Source organism: Nitrospirillum bahiense (assembly GCF_007828025.1).
Taxonomy (GTDB): Bacteria; Pseudomonadota; Alphaproteobacteria; order Azospirillales; family Azospirillaceae; genus Nitrospirillum; species Nitrospirillum amazonense.
In genome coordinates, this window is the sequence record NZ_VITO01000028.1 from 1 (window position 1) to 25,676 (window position 25,676).

Below are 25,676 nucleotides of genomic sequence, written 5' to 3' on the forward strand. Positions count from 1 at the left end.
AGCCGAAGGCCTCCTCAATGCGCTTGCGCGCCTTCAAGGATGCCGAATAGCCGGGGTGGCGGGTGGTGCGCCCATCGATGGCCGAACGCCGCCCGTTGGTGTTCTGAGCGACGTGCGGGCGCACATTGAGCGTCCGCAGTTCCTCCACGAAGTCGGCGGCGTCATAGGCCCGGTCTCCGCCCAAGGTGACGGCGCGAGGCCGGTTGGCCCAACCTTCGATCATCTCCAGGGCAGCCAGTCGTTCTGCGTGCCCCGATGCGCGGGTCAGCCGTGTGTCCACGATCAGCCCCGACCGGTTCTCCATCAGCCCGTGTCCGATGAAGCATAGCCTGGCTTCCATACCGGCACCTTTCCGGTAAAGCCTGGCATCGGAATCGGTCGTGCTCTCATGCGTTTCGTTGGAACGTTTCTCACCACGGAAGTCCGCCGGAGCGTTTCGCCCGCCACCGGTACCGCCATCTCCGTCGTCACCTTGGCCGTTCGGGGACGCTTTCGGCTTGAAGCTTTTCTGCGAGGCCCAAGCCTCAATCAACGTCCCATCGACACTGAAGTGTTCGCTCGACAACAGCCGCTTCACCCGGGGCTGGGCCAGCACCGCCGCCAGGAACTTCGACGCAATTTCCCCGTCCAGCAGGCGGTCCCGGTTCTTGGAGAAGGTCGAATGATCCCAAGCCGGATTATCCACGCCCAAGCCCACGAACCAGCGGAACAGCAGATCGTATTCCAGCCGCTCCATCAACTGCCGCTCCGAACGGATCGAGTAGAACGCCTGCAACAGCATGGCCCGTAGCAGCATCTCCGGCGCGACCGACGGCCGTCCCATGCCGGAATAAAGCGCGCCGAAGTCACCCGACAGAACCGCCAGCGCCGTGTTCGCCATCTCCCGGATCGGCCGGAGCGGATGATCCGCCCGTACCCGCATCTCAAGATCAACGTAGGAGAACAACTCCCCCGACCGTTCGTCCGATCCCCGCATGCCGCCCTCGGCTCCGTTCCAAGGCCAACAGTGAATCATGCTGAAACTCAGGCAGCCACAGGCTTTTTCAACAGCCTGCTAGAGATTCCAGCGCTCAATGTCGGTTACCCGCAAATGACCCCACAGTGACCGCCTCACTTTCAAGATGTATATGTACTCATCGTCATGGCCGCAGCCATCGGTATTGAGTGTCACCCAATAGGTGGGCCACCAACCAGCATGACTATCGATCCGGCGTATCTTCAAGGCCTGCAACTGGGCCATGCACGCTTGAAACGTCATATAATCATCGGAAGAAAAAGTACTACTGGGCACGGCGTTCAAAAGCCGTCGATTAATAACACCCTTATCCTGAAAGCCTGCCAGCGCTTGGGTGACGGAGACCCAATCCGCCAATGCCGCCTGCGGCGTCAGATCTCCGCGTTCCAATCCCGAGGGTATCGGGCGGTCAGCATGGGCTTGTTGGCATGACAATATGACCACCAGCCCAGTAAGCATCGCCCATCCGCGCATGCCCGCCGCCCTTACCGCAATCACGTATCCCCACATGCTATGGCATTGACCATAGGAAGAGAATACGGCCCCGTCCTTTTACAGCTTATACCCCACCTTGAAGAACACCGTGCGCGGCGGGCTTTCCACGTAGTACCAGACCGTGCCGGCGGCGGAGGCGGAATAGCTGCCGCCCTGGGGCAGGCGGCGGTCGGCCAGGTTGCGCACGGTGGCGGAGAAGGTCCAGCGTTCATCCTCCGTCGTATATTTGGCGAACAGGTTGACGTTCCATTGCGCCGGGATGGCCACTTGCCAGGAATTGGCCACGTCGGCGTAAGACAGCGTCTGGAACTGGGCGTCCACGCCCACCTGCGCCTGGCCCGGCACGGCCAGCGGCAGGGTGTAGGTGGGGGCCGTGCGGAAGGTCCAGCGCGGGGCGTAGGGCAGCCGGTTGCCGGTGGCGCTGGTGCCGATGCCGGCGTAGTTCGGGAACTGGTCGTACAGCGCCAGGGTGTAGCTGGCGGAATTGTCCCAGCGCAGGCCGTCGAAAGGCTGGAAGGTGGTTTCCAGTTCAAAGCCCTCGGTATGGGCCGACGCCGCGTTCAGGCGGCGAGAGCGCAGGGTGGCCGGGTCCGTCGCCGTCGCCTGCAGGTTGGCGTAATCGTTGTAGTAGAGCGCGAGGTTCACCAGCACCCGCCGTTCCCACCACTGGCTTTTCACACCCACCTCATAGGTCTCGACCTTTTCCGGCTGGTAGGGCAGTTGGGCATTGATCAGCGCACTGGCGCGATTGTCGAAGCCGCCGGCCTTGAAGCCCTTGGAATAGCTGGCATAGGTCAGCACGTCGGGCGTCCACTGGTAGGACACGCCGAACTTGGGCGTCAGCGAGTACCAGGTGGCATCCGACTTGGTCTGGAAGGCGCCGGCCTTGTTGGTGGCCGTGGCCGGCACGACGGGGTTGCCGGCCGCGTCGGTTATGCGGGTGCCGGTCAGCGTGTCGTCGAACTGCCGGTAAGTGAAGTCGCGGCTTTCGATGGTGTAGCGCAGGCCCACCGTGCCGGTCAGCTTGTCGGTAATGTGATAATCGCCCTGGCCATAGGCCGCGTAGCTGTCGGTCTTGGTGTTGCCCACCTGGTCCTGCGGCGGGTTGGCCAGGCTGGGATAGCTGAAGCCGTTGCGGTCGCTGGAGAAGTTTTCGTGCAGGTAGAACAGGCCGCTGGTGAAGTCCAGCGGCCCCCAGCTGCCGTTGGCCTGGAATTCCTGCGTCAGCTCATTCTCGTAATAGTGGATGTAGTTCACCTGCTTCACCGCCGCCTCGCCGTCGTTGTCATAGGCGACGGGCGCCTGGCCGAACAGGCGGTAGGCGGTCACGGACTTCAGGGTCAGCTTGTCGCCCAGCGCCTGAGTGATGCGCAGCGCCGCCCCGCCAGAGTTGGAGTTGTTCTGCGGCAATGGCTCCGCGAACGACAGCGACGGGTCGAAGCCACCGCCCGGCTGGTTCCTGGGCGTGTAATAGGCGGTGGTGGAGCGGTCGCGTTTGGCATCCAGGGTCAGCTGGATGTCCAGGTCGTCCGTGGCCTGCAGCTTCAGCTTGGCGCGGGCGCTGTCCACGTTCAGGTCGTTCACATCCTTGTTGATGGTGGGGTCGCGGGTATAGCCGTCGTGCTGCTCATGCCCATAGGCCAGGCTGGCGTACAGCTTGTTCGCGATCAGGGGGCCGGAGACGTAGCCGTGAGTCTCGAACGCACCCCAGGTGCCGACCCCGGCGTCCACCGACAGCCGCACCTCGTCATTCGGGTCGCGGGTGATGTAGCGGATGGCGCCGGCGCTGGTGTTGCGGCCGTAGAGCGTGCCCTGCGGCCCACGCAAGACCTCCACCCGCTCCAGCTCCGCCAACAGGGGGGAGGCGGCAATGGAGCGCGGGATGTAGACGTCGTCCACGTACTGGGCGATGGCGGGGTCGAAGATAGGGTCGGTCTCACCGATCCCACGCAGGAAGAACAGCTGCGTCGTCGGGGTGATGCCGCCACGCGGCACCGTCAGACCGGGCACCAGGCCCGCCAGGTCACGTACCGTGCTGATGTGCTGGTCGGCGATGGCGTCGCCGGTGTAGGCCGACAGCGCGATGGGCGTTTCCTGCAGCCGCGTCTGGCGCTTTTCCGCCGTGACCACGATATCGGCGATGCCGCCGCTGGCTTCCAGATCCGGTGCCGCCTCGGCCACCGGCGCCGGGACCGTCTGAGCTGACGCGGATGCCGTCAGCGCGCACAGGGCAGTCCCCAGCAGCAACGAGGAAACGGCAACGGGGGAAAACGAGGCCCGGCGAACCATGGAAGAGTGCTCCGCAAAACGAATGGGAAAGCACTCGTTTGGCGTATTTCACAGTTCCATAAAAACGAGATTTGTTTATGTGATTAGTGATTGGCCGTCAAATGACTGTGAATTTTGGCACTAGCACGGTCATTTGAGCCTTGGTCGGAATTTGCCGGCGATGCGGCCGTCCTCCTGGAACCGGGTAGGTCCTATCGCCCGAGCCATCTCACCGCGGCCGCGTCGGTGTCGTCAGGCCGGGTGTTGAATGCGATACGGGTCTGGGGGGCGGCACGGTGGATGGTGTTCAGCACCGTCTCCAGCAGGATGAGGTTGGCCGGCGGGTTGCGGATGCCGGCACCGATCACCACCACGTCATAGGTCGCGCGGGACAAGGCGGCGGCAACTTCCGTCTCGGCCACAGCGGGGGCGGGCTGAACATACAGGTTGTCGCAACTGTAGCCCTGGCCCTCCAGCGACTGCTTGGACGCGGTCACGCCCGCGCGAACCTTGTCAGCCGTCATGCCCGGGATGATCCCCGGTGCCGTGAAGTCCACGGTGTCGGGATCCTGCCCGACGATCAGGATGCGATGGGTCATGGCGCAAAACTCCCCCAGATTTGCGACGGGAGGATGCAATGAAAGCGACCACGACGCAAGCACAGGGCGGGTCAGATTTAAACCTTCACGGTTCCCGCCGTGCCGCAGGTTCGCCCATTCATGGGGCCACGCCGGCCATGCCCAGCGTCTGCGCGATCCGGACCAGCTTGTCGGGGTTGCGGGTGATGTAGATGGCGATGATGCGGCCGTCCTCGATCTCAAAGGCGGTAGTCTGCAGCACCGTGCCCCGCTCCACACTGACATAGCCCGGCAGGCCGTCAATGCGCATGGGCCGGATGAAGGCGGCCGACTGGAATTCCCCCTTGGCGTGCAGGCTGGCGAACAGGCGGACCATACGCTCCACCCCGACGATGGGGTTGCGGAAGGCGTGCACCTTGCCGCCGCCGTCAGCCCGCAGCACCACGTCCTGCGCCAGCAGGCCCCGCAGCGTGTCCACATCACCCAGGTGGGATGCAGCGTAGAAGGCCTGGGCGATGCGCTCCCCCTCCTCCGGCGCCACGGGATAGCGGGGACGCGCCTCCTGCACATGACGGCGGGCGCGCACGGCCAGCTGGCGCACGGCGGCGGCATCGCGGTGCAGGGTGCCCGCCACCTCATCCAACGCCACGCCGAACACGTCATGCAGCAGGAAGGCCGCCCGTTCCAGGGGCGACAGCCGCTCCAGCGCCATCATCAGGGTCAAGGTCAGGTCATCCTCCCCCGCTTCCTCGTCACTGCCGGCCAGGGGCTCCGGCAGCCAGGCGCCGACATACGTCTCCCGCCGCACCCGGGCCGACTTCAGTGTGTCAAGGCACAGGCGGGTGACGATGCGCGACAGGAAGGCGGCGGGGACCTCCACCGCGGCGTGATCCGCCTGCCGCCAGCGCAGGTAGGCCTCCTGCACCACGTCCTCGGCTTCCGCCAGGGAGCCCAGCATACGGTAGGCCAGGCGCACCAGCCGGGGCCGGTGCGCCTGAAAGATCGCGGTGGTGTCCCCGCCGTTCATCAGGCGGCCGCCCCTTGGATGTGCGCCACCGGCGGATGGGCGGCGCGGAAGCCTACCTGCAGGCGGTTCCACAGGTTGATGATGCCGATGGCCAGCGACAGCTGCACCTGCTCCGCCTCGGTGAAGTTGGCCTGCACCAGGGCGTAATCCTCATCCGGCGCACCGGTGTCGGCCACGCGGGTCAACGCCTCCGTCCAGGCCAGCGCCGCACGCTCACGATCCGTGTACAGCGAGGAATCCCGCCAGGCGTTCAGCAGATGCAGGCGCATCTCCGTCTCCCCCATCTTGCGGGCGTCGGTGACGTGCATGTGCAGGCAGAAGGCGCAGCCATTGATCTGCGACGCCCGTATCTTCACCAGTTCCAGCAGCGCCGGCTCCAGCCCGCTGGCCTTGAGGGCGTTGCTGGCCGCCAACAGGCCCTTGATGGTCTCGGGCGCCAGCTTGAACGCGTCATTGATGCGGGGGGTGTGGGTGCTCATCGTCATCTCCATCAGATCATGCGTCATCGCATGCCCCAAAGACGAGATGGCGTCATGGCCGTGTGACATGGGGCCTGAAAAAAATTTCGGCCCCACGCACAAAAAACAAAAGCGCAACCCACCGGTTGTCAGACAAGTACAATCCCGGCGAGTATTCTCCTGTGGTCAGGGGGCGGACCGGCCGCCTCCCCGCCACGGGAAGAGGGATACCAGATGCTTATCCGGGCCTTCTTCCTTCATCTCCGTTTCCGGTTCTTCGGCATGGCCGTGGAACTGAAAATCGGGAGGTGAAGGGCGCCGGGGGGAGTAGCCGCTCTCCCCGGTTGCCCTCAGAAAATACCGCAGATCATATGATCCGGCAATCAGGCACCCTTTAGAGTTTCGCCAGCACCTCATGCAGCCCATCGTCCCACAGCGGGCGCACATCCACCGGGGCGGGAATGACGCCGGCGGCGGCGAAGGTGTCGGCCACGTCCTGTTGCGAGGCGATGGCCGCGTCGCTTATCGGCAGCAGGCGATAGCCAGCGCTGCGCTCCCGGTATTCCTGGATGTAGGCGGCCTCGGGAATGCTGGTCAGCTGCGCCCGGATGCGGGCCCAACGGGTGTAGTCCGCCTCGATCCAGGCCAGGGTCTTGGCGTAGCGCTGCAGGTAATCGGTGATGGCGCGCCGCTTCAGCGGATCGGCCAGGGCGTCCTTGGAGGCCGCCACCAGATAGTTGCCGGACAGGCGGTTCAGGCCGGTGGTCAGCACCCGGGCCCCGGCCTCGCGCGCCAGTTGCACCACCACGCCATAGATGACCCAGGCGTCCAGGCTGCCCTGGTTGAAGGCCGCCAGACCATCCTGCGGCGACAGCGCCACCGGCGTGATGTCGGCGAAGGTCAGCCCCTGTTCCTTCAGGATCTTCAGCAGCATGTATTGCGAGGTGGTGGCGCGGACATAGCCCACGCGCTTGCCCTTCAGGTCCGCCGTGGCCTGCAGCGGGCTGTCCTTGGGCACCAGCACCACCTGGTTGTTCACATCGCCCTGCAGCACGGCGACGATGCGCACCAGCGGGTTGGCGGCGGCGATGAAGATGGGCGGGATCTCGCTCATGCCGCCCACGTCCAGGGAATGGGCGTTGATCGCCTCCGCGATCAAATTGCCGCCCGCGAACTGCGCCGTTTCAAGCGTGTAGGGCGTGTCGGCCACGCCCGCCTGCTCGAAGAAGGAGTCCGGGTTGCCCCGGTATGTTGCCGCCCGCAGGGTGACGCCGGCAAGGTCCGCATCCTTCTTGCGGCCGCAGCCGGCCAGGTTCAGGGCGCCCAGGCCCAACGCCCCCGCCGCCAGCCCCTGCAAGGCGGACCGGCGCGAAATCAGCATCATGGGTTCGGTCTTTCTTTTAGTAGCCGCTAATAGCCGCGCGACAGGTCGACCACGTCCTGCAGCGGCTCTCCACGGCGGAAACGGATCAGGTTATGGGCCAGCTGGGCCGCCAGGTTCGCGTGGGTATCCGGCGTGAAGACGGAGGTGTGCGGCGACAGGCGCACGCGGGGGTGGCTGTAATAGGGGTGGCCGTCCGGCAGTGGTTCCGGATGCGTCACATCCAGGGTGGCCAGCGAAACCCGCCCCTCCGCCAGCGCGGCCAGCAGCGCCTGGTCGTCGATCAGCGCGCCGCGCGCCACGTTGACCAGGTGCAGGCCGGGCTTGGCGGCGGCCAGCACCCGGGCGTTCACCAGATGGTGGGTTTCCGCTGTCGCGGGTGCCGCCAGCACCACATGGTCGGCGCGGGCGAACAGCGCCGCCACGTCATCCACCCGCTCCACGCCCGGCACGCCCAAATCTCCGGTCCCGCGCCGCGTGGCCAGCACCGTCATGCCCAGCGCCAGGGCCTTGGGCGCCAAGGCCTGGCCAATGCCGCCGAAGCCGACAATGCCCAGGGTGGCGCCTTCCACCAGGCCCAGGGGCGATGGTTGCCAGTCGGCCGCCCGGCTGACCCAGATATCGGGGAAGCGCTTGGCGGCGGCGAAGATGGCGGCCAGCGAGAACTCGGCCAGAGCCGTGGCGGAGGTGCGCTTGGCCGCCGTCACCACCGGCCCCTCGAACAGCCAGCCGGGATAGAAGTCGATGCCGACGGAAACCAGCTGCACCCAGCGCAGGTTGAAAGGCCAGCCCGGCGGCTGGGCCGGCAGGTCGCCACCGGCGCGGCGGAAGGGCGCGGCCACGAAGACGTCGGCGTCGCGCGGCCACTCGGCCGGCACCCCCCGGGGCAGGGTGACCAGCTCGACCGCCCCCTCCCCCGTCGCGGCGATGACCCGCCGCACCACCTCGGCATTGATGGGCTCGGCCAGTTGGCTGGCCACGCGGATGGGGCTCATTCGGCCGCCACCGCCGTAGTCGCCCCCTGGCCCGCCTCCCTCGCGACCACCGCCTGGCGCACCAGGGGAATGAGGTCGCGGCCATACTCGATGGCATCCACCAGCGGGTCGAAACCCCGGATGAGGAAGGTGCGCACACCCAGGTCATAGTAGTCCAGCAGCGATTCCGTGACCTGCTCCGGCGTGCCCACCAGGCTGGTGGAATTGCCCAGGGCCCCGGTCAGGGCGGCGATCTCCGTCCATAGGCGCTTGTCCCGCACCTTGCCGGCGGCGGCTGCCGCCAGCAGGCGCTGCGAGCCCACGTTCTGTGGCTCTCCCGCACGCACGGGCCGGAAGGTCGACTGGGTGGCGCGCAGCTGCTTGGCCTGTTCCAGGATGCGGTCGGCCTTGGCCCAGGCCTCCTCCTCCGTCCGCCCCAGGATGGGGCGCAGCGACAGGCTGAATTGCACATGGTCCTGCCGGCCATGCAGTGCCGCGGCGGCGCGCACCTTGGCGATGGTTTCCCGCACGTCGTCCAGCGGCTCGCCCCACAGGGCGTAGACGTCGGCATGGCGCCCGGCCACGGCGATGGCCTCATCCGACGACCCGCCGAAATAGATGGGCAGCGTACCGTTCACGGGCTTCACGTACGACTGTGAGCCGCGCGACTTGTAGTAGGGGCCGTCATGGTCGAAAGGCGCCGTGCTGGTCCACACCTTGCGCACCACGTCCAGATAGTCGTCGGTGCGGGCGTAGCGCTCCGTCTTGTTCAGGAAATCGCCGTCGCGCTGCTGTTCCTCATCCGACCCGCCGGAGATGATGTGCACGGCCAGGCGTCCCTGGCTGAATTGATCCAGCGAGGCCAGCTGGCGGGCGGCCAGCGTGGGCGCCACGAAGCCCGGGCGGTGGGCCAACAGAATCTTCAGCCGCTCCGTCTGCTGCACGGCGTAGGCCGCGATCTGGAAGCCATCCGGCGAGGCGCTGGAGTGCGCGATCAGCACGCGGTCGAAGCCGGCATACTCCTGGGCCCGCGCCACGGTGCCGATGTAATCACGGTCGATGATGGGGCCGCTGCCGGGCCGGGTCTCGGACCCGTCCTGCGACCCGATGAAGCCGACGAACTGCAAGGTGTTGGACATGGCGGAACCCTTTCAGGATGGGGGCTTCAGGACGGGGTGGCGGCGGCGAAGGCGGCGCGGCCGGCGCCGACCAGCACCACATCGGCCTGGGGGGTATGGATGCGGCCGCACAACACGTCGCGGTAATGCCGCTCCAGCGGGTTGTGGCGGGTGATGCCAGGGTTGCCGGTCAGGCGCACCGCCGTCTCCACCGCCTGGATGGCGTTCTCGGTCACCAGGTGCTTGACCAGGCCGGCTTCCGCGGTGGTGGTCTCGCCGCGTGTGGCGGCGGCCAGCAGGGCGCGGTTGGACAGCAGCAGGCCGTTGATGGTCCCCACCGCCTCTTGGAAGCGCGGCAGGGTGGACAGGGCGGCGCCCAGGTTGCTGGGCACCCGCCGGCGGGCGAAATCGATCAGCCAGTCGCGCGCCGCCTCCGCCACCGCATCATAAATGCCAGCGGTCAGCACAGCTGCCCAGGCGCCGAACACGGCGTCGCGCGGGCTGAGTTCACCCGGCTTGCGCAGGTCCAGGGCGTGGTCCAGCGGCGTGGGCACGTCGGTCAGGATGACGTCGTGGCTACCGCTGGCGCGCAGGCCCAGATGGTCCCAGGTTTCCACCACCTGGATGCCGGGGCTGTCGCGATGCACCAGGAAGCCGCCGACGCGCGGCTCCGCCTCATCGGTGCGGGCCCAGACCACCAGCCAGGTCAGCGCCGGGATGCCGGTGGAATAAAGCTTGTGGCCGCTGATGGACCAGCCGTCGGCGGTGCGCCGCGCCACCGTGGCCGGCAGGCCGCCGCGCGCCAGCGTGCCCAGGTCGGGCTCCACCCGCAGGGCATTGATCAGGGCGCCGTTCTCCACCGCGTCCCGCGCCACCCGGCCGTAGAGCGCATCGGACACGCCGCGCTGATCAACCGAGGCGTGAAACAGGTACTGCATAACCAGTACCAGGGCGGTGGCGGGGTCGCCCTTAGCCACCGCCCGCACCACCTTCAGCGTGGTGGCGAGGTCGGCGCCGGCACCGCCCCAGGCGGGCCCCACCGTCAGGCCCAGCAGGCCCTTGGCATGCAGGCTGCTGAAGTTTTCGAAGGGAAAGCTGCCATCGCGGTCATGCGCGGCGGCACCGGCGGCGAACTCGGCGGTCAATTCAGCCAGCACAGCGTCCAGGGCCGGGCCGTCGAGGCGCCCCTCCTCCACCGCTTCCACGCGGCGCAGGGCCGCCGTCATGACAGGCCCCCGCCCAGCTGGGCGCCATGATGGGCGCCGCCATTAAGCGCACCGTTATGGCCATTATGACCGTTGACAGCGTGACCGTTGACGGCGTGACCATTGACGGCGGCCGGCCGGTTCCAGCCGGGGCGCAAGCCGGCGGCGGGCGGGATGAAGGTCAGGGGCGCCGTGTCGCGCGGCGCCGGCTGCTCCACCCCCAGATGGCCCAGCAGACGGCGGCGCAGGGCCTGGAACTCCGGCCCCGCCTCACGCGGGCGGGCCAGGGTCACCTTCTCCTCCACCGCCAGCCGGCCGTCGGCCAGCACCAGGATGCGGTCAGCCAAGGCGATCGCCTCATCCACGTCATGGGTGACCAGCAGCACGGCCGGACGGTGCGCCCGCCACAGCGATAGTACCAGCTGATGCATGCGCAAACGGGTCAGGGCGTCCAGGGCGGCGAAGGGTTCGTCCAGCAGCAACAGTTGCGGTTCCCGCACCAGGGCGCGGGCCAGGGCGGCGCGTTGCGCCTCACCGCCCGACAGTGTGGCAGGCCAGGCGTCGACGCGATGGCCCAGGCCCACCTCCTCCAGCGCCGCCGTGGCCTGCAGGCGGGTACGTCCGCCCTTCAGGCCAAGGGTGACGTTGCGCCACACCTTCTTCCACGGCAGCAGGCGCGGTTCCTGGAACACGACGGCACGGGCACCGGGGGTGGACACCTGCTCCGCCGGGGCGGCGTCCAGGCCGGCCAGGGTGCGCAGCAAGGTGGTCTTGCCCGAGCCGCTGCGGCCCAGCAGGGCCACGAACTCACCCGGGGCGATGTCCAGGTCCAGGTCGCGAAGCACGGTGACGTCGCCAAAGCGGCGGGTGAAGCCACGCACGCGAACCGCGGCGTCGCTGGACGCGGTGGAGCTGTCGGCGGTCAAGGGGGCAGCTGTGAGAGGGGCGGTGTTGGAAGCCATGGTTCAGCGCTCCAGGAAGGTGGGGCGCCAGGCCAGCAGGCGGCGCTCCAGAAGGCGGACGAGGAAGTCGGTGCCCAGGCCCAGCACGGCATAGACGCCCAGGCAAACGACGATGATGTCGGTGCGCATGAAGTCGCGGGCGTTGTTGATGAGGTAGCCCAGGCCGGCCGAGGCGTTGATCTGCTCCGCCACCACCAGGCTCAGCCAGGCATGGCCCAGGGCGTAGCGCAGGCCGACCAGGAAGGACGGGGTGGCCCCCGGCAGCACCACGTTGGTGATCAACTCCAGCCGCGACAGGCCGAAGCTGCGTCCCGCCTCCACCAGCTTGGCCTCGATGGCGCGGATGCCGGAGAACAGGGTGAGGTAGGTGGGAAACGCGGCGCCCAGGGCGATCAGCGCCACCTTGGGCACCTCGCCAATGCCGAACCACACGATGAACAGGGGCACCAGCGCCAGGAAGGGCAAGGTGCGCAGCATCTGCATCAGAGGGTCGACCAGCGTCTCCCCCCGGCGGAACAGGCCCGCCAGGACGGCCAGCACCGTACCGACACCGACCCCGATGCCCAGGCCCGTGGCCACGCGGACCAGCGACACCAGCAGGTTGGACACCAGCTCGCCCGAGGCCAGCAGGGTCCAGAAGGTGGCCAGCACGGCGCTGGGGGCGGCCAGCACGCGGGAGGGCACCAAACCCACCCGCGACCCCAGTTCCCACGCCAGGATCAGAGCCAGGGGCACGGTCCAGCGCGAATTGCCCAGCCGGGCCAGGAGGCGCCGGATCAGCGGAACGCCAGCGAGCCGGGGGGCGGGGCGGGGGACGGCGGACAGTGCCGCGTCTTGCGGAGCGTCGAGGGTCAGGGACAAGGCCGCACCTCATTCTACATATGAAATATGGTGATCTCCGATCGGTAAACTCCATTAAATGTCGTGGATTTTAATCCGACAATGGACTTCTCATGCTGTGAATGTTTGAAAATTCTCAAGCATGGAGATTTCGTTGCGTGGCGGCGGACGGCTTGGCCATTGCCCCGCTGGCGGTGCTACAAGAACGGCAGGCAGAGGGAAGGGAGGCCGCCATGGCCAGCCAGCAGTTCGATTTCGATAGCGCCAAGGGGTACCGGTTGTCCGGCCGGATCGAGCCGGCGGAGGGTACGCCGCGCGGCTGGGCCATCTTCGCCCACTGCTTCACCTGCGGTAAGGACAGCCTGGCCACCACGCGGCTGGCCCGTGCCCTGGCCATGACCGGCATCGGCGTGCTGCGCTTCGACTTCGCCGGGCTGGGCAAAAGCGGCGGTGACTTCGCCGGCGGCGGCTTCGCGGCCGATGTCGATGACCTGATGGCCGCCTATGCGGCCATGACCCAGGCGGGCATGCCGCCCAGCCTGCTGGTGGGCCACAGCTTCGGCGGGGCCGCGGCCCTGGCGGCCGCCGGCGACATGCCCACGGTCAAGGCCGTCGTGACCATCGCCGCCCCGTCCGACGTTGCCCACGTGCTGCAGACCTTCGGGCCGGAAGCGCTGAATCGCATCGAGGCGCAGGGTGAGGCCGAGGTTGATCTGGCCGGCCGGCCCTTCGTGATCCGCCAGAGCTTCGTCGATGACGCCCGCGAACAGGATCTGGCAGCGCGCATCGCCCGCCTGCGCCGCCCGTTGCTGATCCTGCACGCCCCGGGCGACATGACGGTGGGCATTGACAACGCCACCCGCATCTTCGTGGCCGCGAAACATCCCAAGAGCTTCGTCTCGCTGGACGACGCCGACCATCTGCTGACCCGCCCGGCGGACGCCGACTACGCGGCCGCCGTCATCGCCGCCTGGGCCAGCCGCTACCTGCCGCAGCAGGGGGAAACTCCGGACCCGCATGGCGAGGCGGAAGGCGTGCTGGCGACGGAAACGGGCCGCGGCCGCTATCAGCTGGCCATGCGCAGCGGACCGCATCAGTTTCTGGCGGACGAGCCGGTGGACGTGGGCGGCCTGAACAGCGGCCTCGCCCCCTACGACTTCGTGTCGGCGGGCTTAGCCGCCTGCACCACCATGACCATGCGCATGTATGCGGAGCGCAAGGGCCTGCCCCTGGTACGCGCCCAGACGCGGGTGGTGCATACCAAGCGGCCGGACCAGACGCCCGCCGACCTGTTCACCCGCACCATCACCCTGGAAGGCCCCCTGGATGCGGAGCAGCGCGCCAAGCTGCTGTCCATAGCCAACCGCTGCCCGGTGGACATCACCCTGACCCGCGCGTCGGAGGTGGAGACGCTGCTGGTGGATGAGCAGCCGGGCGACCAGCCCTCCTGACGCGGGCGGCCCCTACAGCACCCGCTCGAAGGCCGGCCGCACGTCCAGGCCGTCGCCACCCAGACCCACCTTGGCGAACTGGTCCACGATGCTTTGCTGGTCGGCGATGATACCGTCGTCCAGGGCCACGGGGTGGAAGTTGGTGCGGCGGATCATGAGCGACGCCACCTCCGCCGGCACGCCCGTCTGCTGGGCGAAGACCGCGGCGTAGGCGTCGGGCTTGGCGGCGGAATACTCCCGTGCCCGGTCGATGCGGGCCACGAAGTCCCGCACCAGGGCGCGGCGGGCGGACAGCGCCGCCGGTGTGGACAGCAGATAGGAAAGGCCGGGCATGCGCCCCTGCGCGTTCACCAGCACCTTCAGCCCGTCGTGCAATTCCCCCAGGGCGGTGTAGGGATCCCAGGTGGCCCAGGCGTCGATGCTGCCGGCCAGCAGGGCGGCCTTGGCGTCGTTGGGCGCCAGGAAGGCGATAGTCACCCTGTCCACCGGCACGCCCGCCTCCGCCAGCGCGCGCAGCACCAGGAAATGACCGATGGAGCCCTTGCTGGTGGCGACGGTGCGGCCGGCGAGATCGGCCACCGCCTGGACCGGGCCGTCCGGCTTCACCAGCACGGCGGTACCCTCACCGCTGGAGCGATAGGCGGAAACCGCCTTGATCTGCGCCTTGCCCGCCAGGCCGAATCCGAAGGGCGCGTCGCCCACCGCGCCCACGTCGATGGCCCGGGCGTTCAGTGCCTCGATCACCGGAGCGGCGTTGGGGAATTGCGCCCATTCCACCTGATAGTCCAGGCCGGGTTTGTCATCGGGACAGGCGCTGAGCAGGGCCTGCAGTCCGCCGCGCTGGTCCCCCACCTTCAGGACGCCGGGCGCCTTTTTGTCATCACAGGCCGTCAGCAGCGCCGGGGCGGCGACAACCGCGCCCAGCCCCACACCCGCCCGCAGGAAGCCCCGCCGCGACCAATCCCGACCCCATGTCATGATGCATCCGAACCCATGCCGTTGCAGCGAGAACCCAGGCTAGCGGACACGCACGCCGCCGACTGTTTGATAAGTTTCAACAGTCCATTGAGCGGGCCGGCCCAAGGAACGCTCAAGCCAAGCTTTAAAATCCCCAATTTGACGTCCCGCCCGCGTGGATCGACGCTGAAGGCCAATCAACGCGATGGAGAATGAGGATGGCGGACGGATCCTACCTGGGCATCCAGTCCCTGAAGGGGCGGGTGGATGAGGCGGAGTGGCAGACGCGGGTTGACCTGGCGGCGCTCTACCGCCTGGTGGCGCTGTTCGGCTGGACTGACCTGATCTACACCCACATCTCCGCCCGCGTGCCGGGGCCGGAGGAGCATTTCCTGATCAACCCCTATGGCCTGTACTTCGATGAGATCACGGCCAGCAGCCTGGTGAAGGTGGACCTGGACGGGAACATCCTGCAGGCGCCGGCTTGGAACGACTCAAAGGGGGGCGACACGGAATACGGCATCAACCCGGCGGGCTTCACCATCCATTCCGCCATCCACGGCGCCCGGCATGACGCCAGGTTCGTCATCCATCTGCATACCGCCGACGGCATCGCCGTCTCGGCGCACAAGGAGGGGCTGCTGCCCCTGAACCAGCATTCCCTGACCGTCATTCCACGCCTGGCCTATCACGACTATGAAGGCATCGCCCTGCACCTGGATGAGCGGGAGCGGCTGGTGGCCGATCTGGGCGACAAGAGCCTGATGCTGCTGCGCAACCACGGCACCCTGGCCCTGGGCCCCACTGCCGCCCACGCCTTCCTGGGAATACACGCCCTGGAACGCTCCGCCACCCTGCAGGTGCGCACCCTCAGCGCCGGCCGCGACGGCATCCTGCTGGCGCCGGAACACGCCCAGGCCGAGGTGCGCCAGCAAGTGGCCAACCACCGCCCCGACCACGCCAAACTGCCGTGGGCCGGCCTGCTGCGCCGCCTGGCCCGGGAGTCGCCGGGATATGATGCGTAAGTTTTGAGAGAGGTTGCGGGATGTGCCGGACCGTTGTCCGGCCATCCGCGCTTCGCTATCGTCATTCGTGCGAAATTCGCTGCCTTTCCATCGGGTGGCCACGAGATGGTTAAAGAGACCGATCCGCTGCAACCATCAGAGCCGCCCCAGGAGCGCTCTATCGAAACCGCCGCCGCGTTTCTGCATGCGCGGGCTGCGGGCGCCTCAGGCGAAGGTTTTGCCGCCTTCCTGGCCCGTATACCCGACGCTCCGCCACTGTCCGGTGACGAATTGCCGGACTAACGGCGGGTCAGACAAGGGCCGCGTCACGTCACGCCGCGTTGGCCCGCGGCTCATCCTCTTCGCCATCGTCGTCCCCGGCGCCTTGGGCGCTGATCGCCTGGTGCACCAGACTGATCAGGCTGGTGATGGATTCCGACGGGTTGGGACGATGGGCCAGGATGACGCTGACGGGGGCCAGGGGCGGCAGCACGCCCAGCGGCAGGGGCGGCAGCGGGTCGAAGGCCATGGCGCGGCAGGTCAGGCCCAGGCCGGCACGCACGGCGGCGCGCAGGCTGGACAGGTTGGGCGTTTCCACCACGATGCGGTGGGGCCGGCCGATGCGGTCCAGGGCCGCCAGCGCCGCCTCGCGGAAGCGGCAGGGCGTTTCCAGCACCACCAGGGGCAGCACGTCGGCACTCAACAGTTCCGGATTGCCCATCCAGCGCACCGGCACGGTCAGCACCCCGTTGGGGTCCCCCGCCGGGCCGAAGCCCGCCACCACATCCAGCCGGTCGGCCGTCATCTGTTCCAGCAGTTCGGCGGTGCCGGCGATGCGGGCGTGCAATTGCGCCTGGGGATGGATCTGGGCGTAGCTGGCCAGCACCCCGGTCAGCAGCGTGTCGGTCATGTCCTGCACCATGCCCACCCGCACCGGGCCGGCGAAGGCGCCGGCGGTAACGGCGCTGACCGCCTGCTCATTCATTTCCAGAATCTTGCGGGCGAAACCCAGCAAGGTCACCCCCGCCGGCGCCAGCGTCAGGCGCCGCCCCTCACGCAGGAACAGCTGCGTCTGCAACAGATCCTCCAGCCTCTTGATCTGCAGGCTGAGGGCAGACTGCGTCAGGAAGATGCGCTCCGTCGCCTTCTGCAGGGTGCCGGCGTCAACGATGGCGACGAAGGTGCGCAGCAGCTCGGTGGGCAGATTGGGGGGCATGGGGCACGGTCCTCACTGTCCATGGGTTCTCATTGACCCCAATTACACATGCTGCCACGCAAGACAGCAACCTGAGTCCGCGGCATAGCGATGTACAATATATCGCATAGCTCAATATTTCACACTTATTTAATGCATTATGAGAATCCAGCCTTTCCAAGGCCTCATCCCGGGCGGGCCGTCGCAATGATGCGCGGCCTGACTACCAATTTAGTGCCCTCATCAAATCCTCAAGGATAAGTCGATTTACGGGCCAGGGCGGCGGCCTGTCTAAAAACCCAACGCTTTATTCAACATCGGGGAAGCCCGGCAGGCGTGCCAAGTCGGGCCCAAGGGGGTTTTACATGCATGCCGCCGCTATTCTGAGCCGTCACAAGATTCTGCTGCTGGCCACCGCGGTGGCCCTGCCCGCCGTGGCCACCACGGTGCACGCGGCGGAACCGCCTGCCCCGGCGACCGCGACCACCGGGGCCCCGGCCAGCGATAGTGTGGAATTGGACGCGGTGCAGGAAACGGTGGTGACCGGCCTGCGCGGCGGCAGCCGGGCGGCCATCGACAGCCCCTCCCCCATCGATGTCGTCGGCTCGGCGGCTTTGGCGGAAACGGGCAAGGTCGGGCTGAAGGAACTGCTGAACCAGCTGGTGCCGTCCTTCAACCTGCCCGGTGTCAACGGCGGCGGCACCAGCTGGACTGTGCGCTCCACCACCATGCGCGGCCTGAACGGCGACCAGGCGCTGGTGCTGGTCAATGGCAAGCGCCGACACAACACGGCGCTGATCAACAATCTGGCGCGCATCGCCAACGGCGGCGTACCGGTGGATCTGGACCTCATCCCCGTGGGCGCCATCGACCATATCGAGGTGCTGCGCGACGGCGCCGCCGCCCAGTACGGCTCCGACGCCATCGCCGGCGTCATCAACGTCATCCTGAAGAAGGCACCCGAGGGTGGCAGCGTGGAAAGCAGCCTGGGCCAGAACTACGGCGGCGACGGCTTCACCAAGCACGTCGCCGCCAATTACGGCCTGGACCTGCCCCGGCAAGGCTTCCTCAATCTCTCCGCCGACTACAAGGACAACCAGTCGGCCAGCCGCGCCGCGCCCACCAGCGTGGCCAACCTGTACAACCCCCTGGCCAACGGTGCCCGCGACCCGCGCGAGGCCACGGCCGATCGCACCTTCTACGGCAACAGCTACGGCCCGGGGCAGGAGACGATCTACAGCGGGTCGTACAACGCGGAACTGCCGATAGGGGACGACATCACGCTCTATTCCTTCAGCACCGTGTCCAAGCGCCGCTCACGCAAGAACACCGGCAGCTTCCTCCCCAACAACATCAACTCCCTGCCCGAGGTGTATCCCGACGGCTTCAACGCCCTGCGCCGCATCTGGGAGACGGACTTCCAGACCACGGTGGGCGGGCGGGGTGAGATCGCGTCCTGGTCCTGGGACCTCAGCACCACCTACGGCCGCGACAATGCCAAGCTGGATGGCGAAAACACGCTGAACGCCACCTTGGGGCCCACCAGCCCCACCTATTTCCATCTGGCCGACCAGATCTTCGACCAGGTGACCACCGACCTGGACGTCAGCCGGGCCCTGGATCTGGGCCTGCCCGCCCCCGTGACCGTGGCCTGGGGCCTGGAACATCGGTATGAGCGTTACGAGATCGATCCCGGCGATCCGGCCAGCTACATCATCGGCAGCTACGTCATTCCCAGCGGCTACTACGCCGGACAGCATCCGCAGCCGGGCCTGGCCTCCTACACCGGCACCTCGCCCGCCGACAGCGGCGCCATCGCCCGTAACAACGGTGCGGCCTACATCGACCTGGCCACCAACCTGACGCCCGCCTGGTCGCTGGACGCCGCCGGCCGGGTGGAGCACTACACCGGCGCCGTGGGCGACACCGCCAGCGGCAAGCTGGCCACGCGCTATGAACTGGCGCCCGGCTACGCCCTGCGCGGCACGGTCAGCAACGGCTTCCGCGCGCCCTCGCTGGCGCAGACCATCTACGCCTCCTCCACCTTCACCGGCACGGTGGACGCCGCCGGCAATTACATCACCCTGCCCATCAAGGTGCTGCCGGCGACCTCGGGCGAGGCCAAGGCCCTGGGCGCCACGCCGCTGACGCCCGAGACGTCCACCAACTACAGCGTCGGCGTGACCGCGGAACCGGTGCATAACCTGCAGCTGACGCTGGACGCCTACCGCATCGACATCAAGGATCGCATCGTCGAGACCGGGTTGCTGACCGGCAACGCCGTCTCCACCATCCTGCAGCGGGCCGGCTTTGCCCCCGGCCTGTCAGCGCAGTACTACACCAATGCCGTCGATACCCGGACGGAGGGCGTGGACGCCGTGGCCAACTACCTGGTCGATCTGGGCGATGCCGGCGACGTCCGGCTGGGTGCCGCCTACAGCTGGACGCGTACCTATATCACCCACATCAAGCCGACACCGACCCAGCTGTCCAGCCTGGGCTATGCCCTGTTCGACCGACAGCGCCAGGCGGACCTGACCGACGGCACGCCGCGCGGCAAGGCCATCCTGTCCGCCAACTGGCACTGGGACCGCCTGCACGTCGATACCCGCCTCACCCGCTACGGCAGCTATACCGAGGCCGGCACGGTGGCCGCCAACGACCGCACCTTCAGCGCCAAGTGGGTCACCGACCTGGACGTGGGCGTGGACCTGACCGACCGCATCAGCGTCAGCCTGGGCGCCAACAACCTGTTCGACGTCTATCCCGACGCCATCGGCATCGTCGACGCCAAGACCGGCCTGAACAAATACGGCCTGTTCTCGCCCTTCGGCATCACCGGCGGCTATTACTACAGCCGCGTGTCGGTGAAGTTCTGAGCCATTCTTCAGCGCCGCGAAATAACGCCCGGCGAGCCATGTCCAATTGGGGGGATGAATAGCGGTGCCCTTCCCCCCGCCATCGGTGGTAGCGTGCGGGGATGGGCATTACCCCATCCCCGACGTTGACCACGGGCGGGCGCGGCACCACTAACTTCAAGATTGCCAGGCCCTGGCCGCCAGCGGCGCAGGCAACGGCAGCATAACTCATAACCCCAATTGATCCGGGACTTGGAACAGAGATGAGCACGCAGACCCTTCCCGCCTTCTACCAGCGCCCCCGCCCCCTGGCCGCGGAGCGTGACGGCGACCTGTCGCTGGCGCCCGCCGCCGGCTACCAGTTCGCTGCCGGCTCCAACTCCGTCCCCGTGATCGCGGCGGAGTTCACGCTGGCCTGCAAGCACTACCCCATCCTGTTCCTGGACGGCGCCCCGCCCCAGGCCGTGGCGCTGCTGGGCTTGCGCAATGGCGAGAACCTGTTCGTGGACGCCGACGGCACCTGGGAATCCGGCGCCTACATCCCGGCCTATGTCCGCCGCTACCCCTTCATCTTCCTGGAGAACCGCGAGAAGGCGGAGTTCACCCTGTGCATCGACGAGGCCGCCTCCAGCCTCAGCCACGGCGGCCCGAACAAGCTGTTCGAGGGCGGTCAGCCCACCGAGGTCACCCGCAACGCCCTGGCCTTCTGCAGCGACTACCAGGGCCACTACAACGCCACCACCGAGTTCGTGGAGGCCCTGATCAAGGCCGACCTGCTGGTGGAGAACCGCGCCGACGTCACCCTGAAGGATGGCCAGAAGCTGAGCCTGGCCGGCTTCAAGGTCATCGATGAAGCCAAGTTCAACCAACTGCCGGCCGAGGACTTCCAGCGCTGGCGCGAGCGCGGCTGGCTGGCCCTGGCCTATGCCCATTTCATCTCGGTCAGCAACTGGGCCGGCCTGGTGGACCGCACCTCGCAGCGCCCGGCGACCAACTGACGCAGCGCCTAAAGCCTTAAATGAAACGGCGGCCCGGGTCATCCCGTGGCCGCCGTTTTCATATCCGGGCATATTCCACAAGCTGGGCGCGGACAATAAAGTCCACGCGGGCGTCACACCGGTGCGCCGCCATACAGCATGCCCAGCAGCATGAGATACAGCAGCGCCGCCAAGGGCAGGCACGCCTCACCCCACATCTGGGCCTGTTGCTCGACCTTCGCCATCGCCGTCATTTCCAACCTCATCCGTCCAGCCTGCGCCGTTGGATAATTTCAAACATCGGCAGTCATCTGCGTCAATAAAATATATTCTACAATATTTTATAGTTATTCCTCTTGGCAACTTGCCGGCGGGCGGGTGCGTGGCATTTCCCTAGCAGGCATGGCGGCAGACAGGGATCGATGCGTATGGAAAATCGGCGTGGACTATTCTCACCCTGGCGGCGCACGACCCTGGCGGCCGCCCTGACGACCGCCTTGGTCCCCGCTTTATTTCCCCCCACGGCCCGGGCGCAGACCACGACCTCGGGCGTCAGCGCCGAGGCGATACGCGACGCGGTGCGTGACCAGTTGAAGGCGGAGGACATCGGCCACGGCTTCGAGACCCTGGGCGTCTTCGGCGGCACGCCCGACGCCAGCGCCGCCCGCTACAGCAGCAATGAGATCACGCTGCACGGCTACAAGCTGCCCATCACCCACAGCTTCCGCGACAAGGACGATACCGACAGCGTCGCCCCCTACCTGGAGGTGACGCTGGGCTATGAGACGGCCTGGCACCAGACGGCCTTGGGCGCCGATACCGGCGCGCCGGACGTGGTGAAGGAAAACTACAAATCCTATTCCGCCCTGGGGGGCTTCGGCCTGGACATCCCGATCGGCGGTTCCACCTCCGTCCGGCCGGTCGCCCTGGGCGGCTACACCCGCATCCGCGGCAGCGGGGAATTCGCCGGCCCCAATGCCGACCTGTTGCGGGAGAGCACGGGCGGCATTCTTACCAGCATGCGCATCGACAGCTTCCTGGCCGGCGGCGGGGTGGAGGTGCTGCACGAACGCACCCTGCCCGACGATCTGCGCCTGCACCTGATGGGCCGCTTCAGCGAGTTCGCCGACATCCCCAGCCGCGTCAGCGACCCGTCCTTGAAATCCACCGGCAGCTTCGGCTTCGCCACCGTCAATGCCCAGCTGGACGGCCCGCTGGGTCATCTGTTCGCCGACGACCTTCGCTGGATCGCCTTCAGCCGGGGCAACATCCTGATCGGGTCTCAGCAGGATTTCCTGGGCTTCGACAAGTTCCTGGAGGTGGGCGGCGGGCTGGAGGTGGTGACGCCCCACCTGGGCTATGGCATCGAGGGCGTGACGCTGCGCGGGTCGGCCATCATTGGCAACGGCGTGCGCGGCTGGACCATCGGGCTGGGCCTGGCGTTTTAGGGCCTGGGTCGCCCATACCTAGGTATGGCTTGGCGGCGTGCTTGTTTTCGGTGGGATTGACCAAATTCTTAAATGTGCCAAAAGGGGGAACACTCCAACGAAAGTGCCCTGTCCCCGTGCACCTCCGCGATCTGCCGTCCATCAGCGCCGTCCTTTCCCACCCCGCCGCATCCCCCCTGCTGGACCGTCACGGCCGGACGGCGGCGACGGACGCCATCCGCGCCGTGCTGGCCGAGGCCCGGGCCGCCCTGCTGGCCGGCGATGGCACCGTGCCTGACACCGACGCCGTGGCCGCCCTGGCGGCGGCTCGGCTGGAGGATACCAGCCGGTCCAACCTGCGCCCGCTGTTCAATCTGACGGGCACGGTGCTGCACACCAACCTGGGCCGCGCCCTGCTGGCGCGGGAGGCCATGGACGCGGCCCTGGCCGCCATGGGTGATCCGGTGGCCCTGGAATTCGACCTGGAGGACGGCAAGCGCGGCGAGCGTGACGACCATATCCGCGCCCTGCTATGCGAACTGACGGGCGCGGAGGACGCCACCGTCGTCAACAACAACGCCGCCGCCGTGCTGCTGGTGCTGAACACCCTGGCCCGGGGCCGCGACGCCATCGTCTCGCGCGGGGAGCTGATCGAGATCGGCGGCGCCTTCCGCATGCCCGACATCATGGCCCAGGCCGGCGCCCGGCTGGTGGAGGTCGGCACCACCAACCGTACCCACGCCAAGGACTACAAGGGCGCGCTGACGCCCGAGACCGGCCTGGTCCTGAAGGTCCACACCAGCAACTACCGCATCCAGGGCTTCACCAAGGAAGTGCTGGCGCCGGAATTGGCGGCCATCGCCCAGGCCGCCACCGTGCCCCTGGTGAACGACCTCGGCTCCGGCACGCTGGTGGACCTGTCCGCCTATGGCCTGAAGCGCGAACCAACGGTGCGCGAGGCGGTGGCGGAGGGGGCGGACCTGGTCACCTTCTCCGGCGACAAGCTGCTGGGCGGGCCACAGGCGGGCTTCATCGTCGGGCGCCGTGACCTGATCGCCGCCCTCAACCGCAACCCCATGAAACGGGCCCTGCGGGTGGACAAGGTGCGGCTGGCCGCCATCGAGGCGACGCTGAAGCTGTACCGCGACCCCGACCGTCTGGCCCAGCGCCTGCCCACCCTGGCCCTGCTGTCCCGCCCCCAGGGGGAGATCGCGGAGCAGGCCCGGCGTCTGGCGCCCGTGCTGGCCCAGGTGCTGGGCGATGGCTTTACGGTGGGGGTGTGCGATTGCGACAGCCAGATCGGCTCCGGCGCATTGCCACTGGACACGCTGCCCAGCGCCGGCCTGGCCATCCGCGCGGGCGGGGCGGCGTTGAGCGCGCTGGCGGCCGCCTTCCGCGCCCTGTCACGCCCCATCATCGGCCGTATCGAGGATGGGCGCCTGATCCTGGACCTGCGCTGCCTGCGTGATGAGGACGCCTTCATCACCACGCTCCAAGGGCTCATGCTGCCATGATCATCGGCACCGCCGGCCATATCGACCATGGCAAGACGGCCCTGGTGCGGGCGCTGACGGGCGTCGATGGCGACCGGCTGAAGGAGGAGAAGGCCCGGGGCATCACCATCGACCTGGGCTTCGCCTACCTGCCTCTGCCAGATGGACCCGAAGGTGCCGGCCCCACGCTGGGCTTCGTCGACGTGCCGGGGCATGAGCGCTTCGTCCACACCATGGTGGCGGGCGCCAGCGGCATCGACTACGCCCTGCTGGTGGTGGCGGCCGACGACGGCGTCATGCCGCAGACGCGCGAGCACCTGGCCATCATCGATCTGCTGGGCATCCGCCACGGCCTGGTGGCCCTGACCAAGGCGGACCTGGCCACGCCCGACCGCCTGGCGGCCGTGACGGCGGAGATCAGGGCCGCGCTGGACGGCACCAGCCTGGCCGGCGCCGACATCCTGCCCGTCTCCGCCCTCAGCGGCGCCGGCATCGATGCGTTGCGCCAGCGGCTGGAGGGGGAGGCCCGCGCCCAGGCGATGGCGAGAACGGCGGCCGACCCCGGCGCCTTCCGCCTGGCCATCGACCGCGCCTTCACCCTGACCGGCGTGGGCGTGGTGGTGACGGGGACGGTGCTGTCCGGCCGGGTGCGCGTGGGCGACAGTGTCGCCATCAGCCCATCCGGTTTGCCGGCCCGCGTCCGCTCGCTGCACGCGCAGAACGCGGTGGCACAGGAAGGCCGCGCCGGTGACCGCTGCGCCCTGAACCTGGCTGGCCCCGACATCACCAAGGAAGCCCTGCACCGGGGCGACATGGTGCTGGCGCCAGCCCTTCACGCGCCCACCGACCGCATCGACGCCAGCCTGCGCCTGCTGCCGCGTGAGGCGGGAGCCAAGCCGCTGGCGCAATGGTTCCCCGTGCGCCTGCACCACGCGGCAGCGGAGGTGGGCGCCCGTGTCGTCCTGCTGTCGGAAGAGGCCCTGGCGGGCGGCGAGGCCACGCAGGTGCAACTGGTGCTGGAGCGGCCCATCGCCGCGGCCGTGGGCGACCGCTACGTCATCCGCGACGTCTCGGCCCAGCACACCCTGGGCGGCGGCCGCTTCATCGACCTGCGCCCCCCGCCCCGCCGGCGGCGCACGGCGGAGCGCGTGGCCCAGCGCATCGCCCTGGCCCTACCGGAGCCCTGGGCCGCCCTCGCCGCCCTGCTGGCCATCCCGCCGCACCATGCCGACCTGACCGCCTTCGTCCGCGACCACGCCCTACCCGACGGCACGGCGGAGGCGCTGGCCGCGGCGCTGGACCTCGTGGTGCTGGAACACGGGGAGGCTCGCACCGCCCTGTCGGCGGAACGCTGGGCGGCCTTCCTGGCCCATCTGTCGGAAACGCTGGCAGCCTATCACGCCGAAAACCCGGACCTGCAGGGCATGGGGCGGGAGAAGCTGCGCCTGGCCGTGCAGCCCCGCCTGCCCGCCCCCGTCTTCGCCCAGGCGATAAGCCGGGCGGTGGCGGAGGGCCTGGTGGCGCTGGACGGCGCCTTCATCCGCCTCTCCGGCCACGTCGTGCGCCTGGCGCCGGCGGATGAAGCGGCGTGGGCCGACCTCGCCCCCCTGCTGGGCGGGGAGATGCGCTTCCGCCCGCCGCGGGTGCGCGACATCGCCGCCGACACCGGCCGGGATGAGGGGGAGGTGCGACGCATCCTGAAGCTGGCCGGCCGCATGGGTTGGGCCGACCAGGTGGCGCACGATCATTTCTTCCTGCGCGACACGGTGCGCGAGATGGTGGCCATCGCCGTGGACGTGGCGGCCCAGGCCCCCGGCGGCACCTTCGTGGCGGCGGCCTTCCGCGACCGCATGGACAACGGCCGCAAGGTCGCCATCCAGATCCTGGACTTCTTCGACCGCCACGGCGTGACCTTGCGCCGGGGTGACCTGCGCCGCATCAATCCGCACCGGCTGGACTTGTTTGGCCCGCCTGTGGTTTTGTGAGTTCAGTG

Annotated in this window: 22 protein-coding genes; 8 read left to right on the plus strand and 14 right to left on the minus strand. The window is 68.0% G+C overall.

Translation table 11 applies throughout. The features are described 5' to 3' along the window. The 12 genes from FBZ88_RS26935 to FBZ88_RS26990 form a co-directional block, all read right to left on the minus strand. A partial coding sequence (locus tag FBZ88_RS26935; RefSeq protein ID WP_145620093.1) for an IS5 family transposase occupies window positions 1–976 on the minus strand: 976 nt, incomplete at its 3' end. Window positions 977–1,054: 78 nt separating this feature from the next. Then, complete coding sequence (locus tag FBZ88_RS26940; RefSeq protein ID WP_145620094.1) at window positions 1,055–1,489, minus strand: hypothetical protein; 435 nt, start codon at window positions 1,487–1,489, stop codon at window positions 1,055–1,057. A gap of 78 nt (window positions 1,490–1,567) precedes the next feature. Next, entirely contained in the window at window positions 1,568–3,799 is a 2,232-nt protein-coding gene (locus FBZ88_RS26945) for a TonB-dependent receptor (RefSeq protein WP_145620095.1), read from the minus strand. Window positions 3,800–3,990: 191 nt separating this feature from the next. Next, window positions 3,991–4,377, minus strand: a complete 387-nt coding sequence (locus FBZ88_RS26950; RefSeq protein ID WP_145620096.1) for a hypothetical protein — start codon at window positions 4,375–4,377, stop codon at window positions 3,991–3,993. 118 nt (window positions 4,378–4,495) lie between these two features. After that, window positions 4,496–5,383 carry a sigma-70 family RNA polymerase sigma factor gene (locus FBZ88_RS26955; protein WP_145620097.1) on the minus strand — a complete coding sequence of 296 codons (888 nt, stop codon included), beginning with the start codon at window positions 5,381–5,383 and terminating at the stop codon, window positions 4,496–4,498. After that, on the minus strand, window positions 5,383–5,862 hold the full coding sequence (locus FBZ88_RS26960) for a carboxymuconolactone decarboxylase family protein (RefSeq protein ID WP_145620098.1): 480 nt from the start codon (window positions 5,860–5,862) through the stop codon (window positions 5,383–5,385). The genes FBZ88_RS26955 and FBZ88_RS26960 overlap by 1 nt, the downstream gene beginning before the upstream one ends. Window positions 5,863–6,235: 373 nt before the next feature. Then, window positions 6,236–7,225: an ABC transporter substrate-binding protein gene (locus tag FBZ88_RS26965; protein ID WP_145620099.1), complete on the minus strand. Its 990-nt coding sequence runs from the start codon at window positions 7,223–7,225 to the stop codon at window positions 6,236–6,238. 26 nt (window positions 7,226–7,251) lie between these two features. Continuing rightward, complete coding sequence (locus FBZ88_RS26970; protein WP_145620100.1) at window positions 7,252–8,217, minus strand: D-isomer specific 2-hydroxyacid dehydrogenase family protein; 966 nt, start codon at window positions 8,215–8,217, stop codon at window positions 7,252–7,254. After that, window positions 8,214–9,335 (minus strand): LLM class flavin-dependent oxidoreductase, encoded by a 1,122-nt coding sequence (locus FBZ88_RS26975; RefSeq protein ID WP_145620101.1) that lies wholly within the window; start codon window positions 9,333–9,335, stop codon window positions 8,214–8,216. The genes FBZ88_RS26970 and FBZ88_RS26975 overlap by 4 nt, the downstream gene beginning before the upstream one ends. Window positions 9,336–9,361: 26 nt before the next feature. Then, window positions 9,362–10,540 carry an acyl-CoA dehydrogenase family protein gene (locus tag FBZ88_RS26980; RefSeq protein WP_145620102.1) on the minus strand — a complete coding sequence of 393 codons (1,179 nt, stop codon included), beginning with the start codon at window positions 10,538–10,540 and terminating at the stop codon, window positions 9,362–9,364. After that, window positions 10,537–11,481 carry an ABC transporter ATP-binding protein gene (locus FBZ88_RS26985; RefSeq protein WP_145620103.1) on the minus strand — a complete coding sequence of 315 codons (945 nt, stop codon included), beginning with the start codon at window positions 11,479–11,481 and terminating at the stop codon, window positions 10,537–10,539. The genes FBZ88_RS26980 and FBZ88_RS26985 overlap by 4 nt, the downstream gene beginning before the upstream one ends. Window positions 11,482–11,484: 3 nt before the next feature. Then, a complete protein-coding gene (locus FBZ88_RS26990) occupies window positions 11,485–12,342 on the minus strand; it encodes an ABC transporter permease (protein WP_246134652.1) in 858 nt (285 codons plus the stop codon). A 212-nt stretch (window positions 12,343–12,554) separates the two neighbouring features. On the opposite strand from FBZ88_RS26990, the gene FBZ88_RS26995 reads away from it, so the two are divergent. After that, the gene (locus FBZ88_RS26995) at window positions 12,555–13,772 is read left to right on the plus strand and encodes a bifunctional alpha/beta hydrolase/OsmC family protein (protein ID WP_145620104.1); all 1,218 of its coding nucleotides are present in this window, start codon (window positions 12,555–12,557) and stop codon (window positions 13,770–13,772) included. A gap of 12 nt (window positions 13,773–13,784) precedes the next feature. Here the strand turns inward: FBZ88_RS26995 and FBZ88_RS27000 are convergent, their stop codons facing one another. Then, window positions 13,785–14,750: an ABC transporter substrate-binding protein gene (locus tag FBZ88_RS27000; protein ID WP_145620105.1), complete on the minus strand. Its 966-nt coding sequence runs from the start codon at window positions 14,748–14,750 to the stop codon at window positions 13,785–13,787. A 197-nt stretch (window positions 14,751–14,947) separates the two neighbouring features. On the opposite strand from FBZ88_RS27000, the gene FBZ88_RS27005 reads away from it, so the two are divergent. Continuing rightward, complete coding sequence (locus tag FBZ88_RS27005; protein WP_145620106.1) at window positions 14,948–15,754, plus strand: class II aldolase/adducin family protein; 807 nt, start codon at window positions 14,948–14,950, stop codon at window positions 15,752–15,754. 33 nt (window positions 15,755–15,787) lie between these two features. After that, window positions 15,788–16,036 carry a hypothetical protein gene (locus tag FBZ88_RS27010; protein ID WP_145620107.1) on the plus strand — a complete coding sequence of 83 codons (249 nt, stop codon included), beginning with the start codon at window positions 15,788–15,790 and terminating at the stop codon, window positions 16,034–16,036. 28 nt (window positions 16,037–16,064) lie between these two features. Here FBZ88_RS27010 and FBZ88_RS27015 read toward each other — a convergent pair whose 3' ends face one another. Further along, window positions 16,065–16,949: a LysR substrate-binding domain-containing protein gene (locus tag FBZ88_RS27015; protein WP_088873479.1), complete on the minus strand. Its 885-nt coding sequence runs from the start codon at window positions 16,947–16,949 to the stop codon at window positions 16,065–16,067. A gap of 344 nt (window positions 16,950–17,293) precedes the next feature. On the opposite strand from FBZ88_RS27015, the gene FBZ88_RS27020 reads away from it, so the two are divergent. From FBZ88_RS27020 to selB, 5 genes are all read left to right on the plus strand, one after another. Beyond that, window positions 17,294–19,807: a TonB-dependent receptor plug domain-containing protein gene (locus tag FBZ88_RS27020; protein ID WP_246138883.1), complete on the plus strand. Its 2,514-nt coding sequence runs from the start codon at window positions 17,294–17,296 to the stop codon at window positions 19,805–19,807. Window positions 19,808–20,049: 242 nt separating this feature from the next. Beyond that, complete coding sequence (locus FBZ88_RS27025; RefSeq protein WP_088873480.1) at window positions 20,050–20,784, plus strand: SapC family protein; 735 nt, start codon at window positions 20,050–20,052, stop codon at window positions 20,782–20,784. 407 nt (window positions 20,785–21,191) lie between these two features. Continuing rightward, the gene (locus FBZ88_RS27030; protein WP_145620108.1) at window positions 21,192–22,211 is read left to right on the plus strand and encodes a hypothetical protein; all 1,020 of its coding nucleotides are present in this window, start codon (window positions 21,192–21,194) and stop codon (window positions 22,209–22,211) included. 116 nt (window positions 22,212–22,327) lie between these two features. Beyond that, entirely contained in the window at window positions 22,328–23,704 is a 1,377-nt protein-coding gene (selA, locus tag FBZ88_RS27035; protein WP_145620109.1) for an L-seryl-tRNA(Sec) selenium transferase, read from the plus strand. Beyond that, window positions 23,701–25,668 carry a selenocysteine-specific translation elongation factor gene (gene selB, locus FBZ88_RS27040; RefSeq protein ID WP_145620110.1) on the plus strand — a complete coding sequence of 656 codons (1,968 nt, stop codon included), beginning with the start codon at window positions 23,701–23,703 and terminating at the stop codon, window positions 25,666–25,668. Before selA ends, selB begins: the two co-directional genes overlap by 4 nt. The last annotated feature ends 8 nt before the right edge of the window (window positions 25,669–25,676 follow it).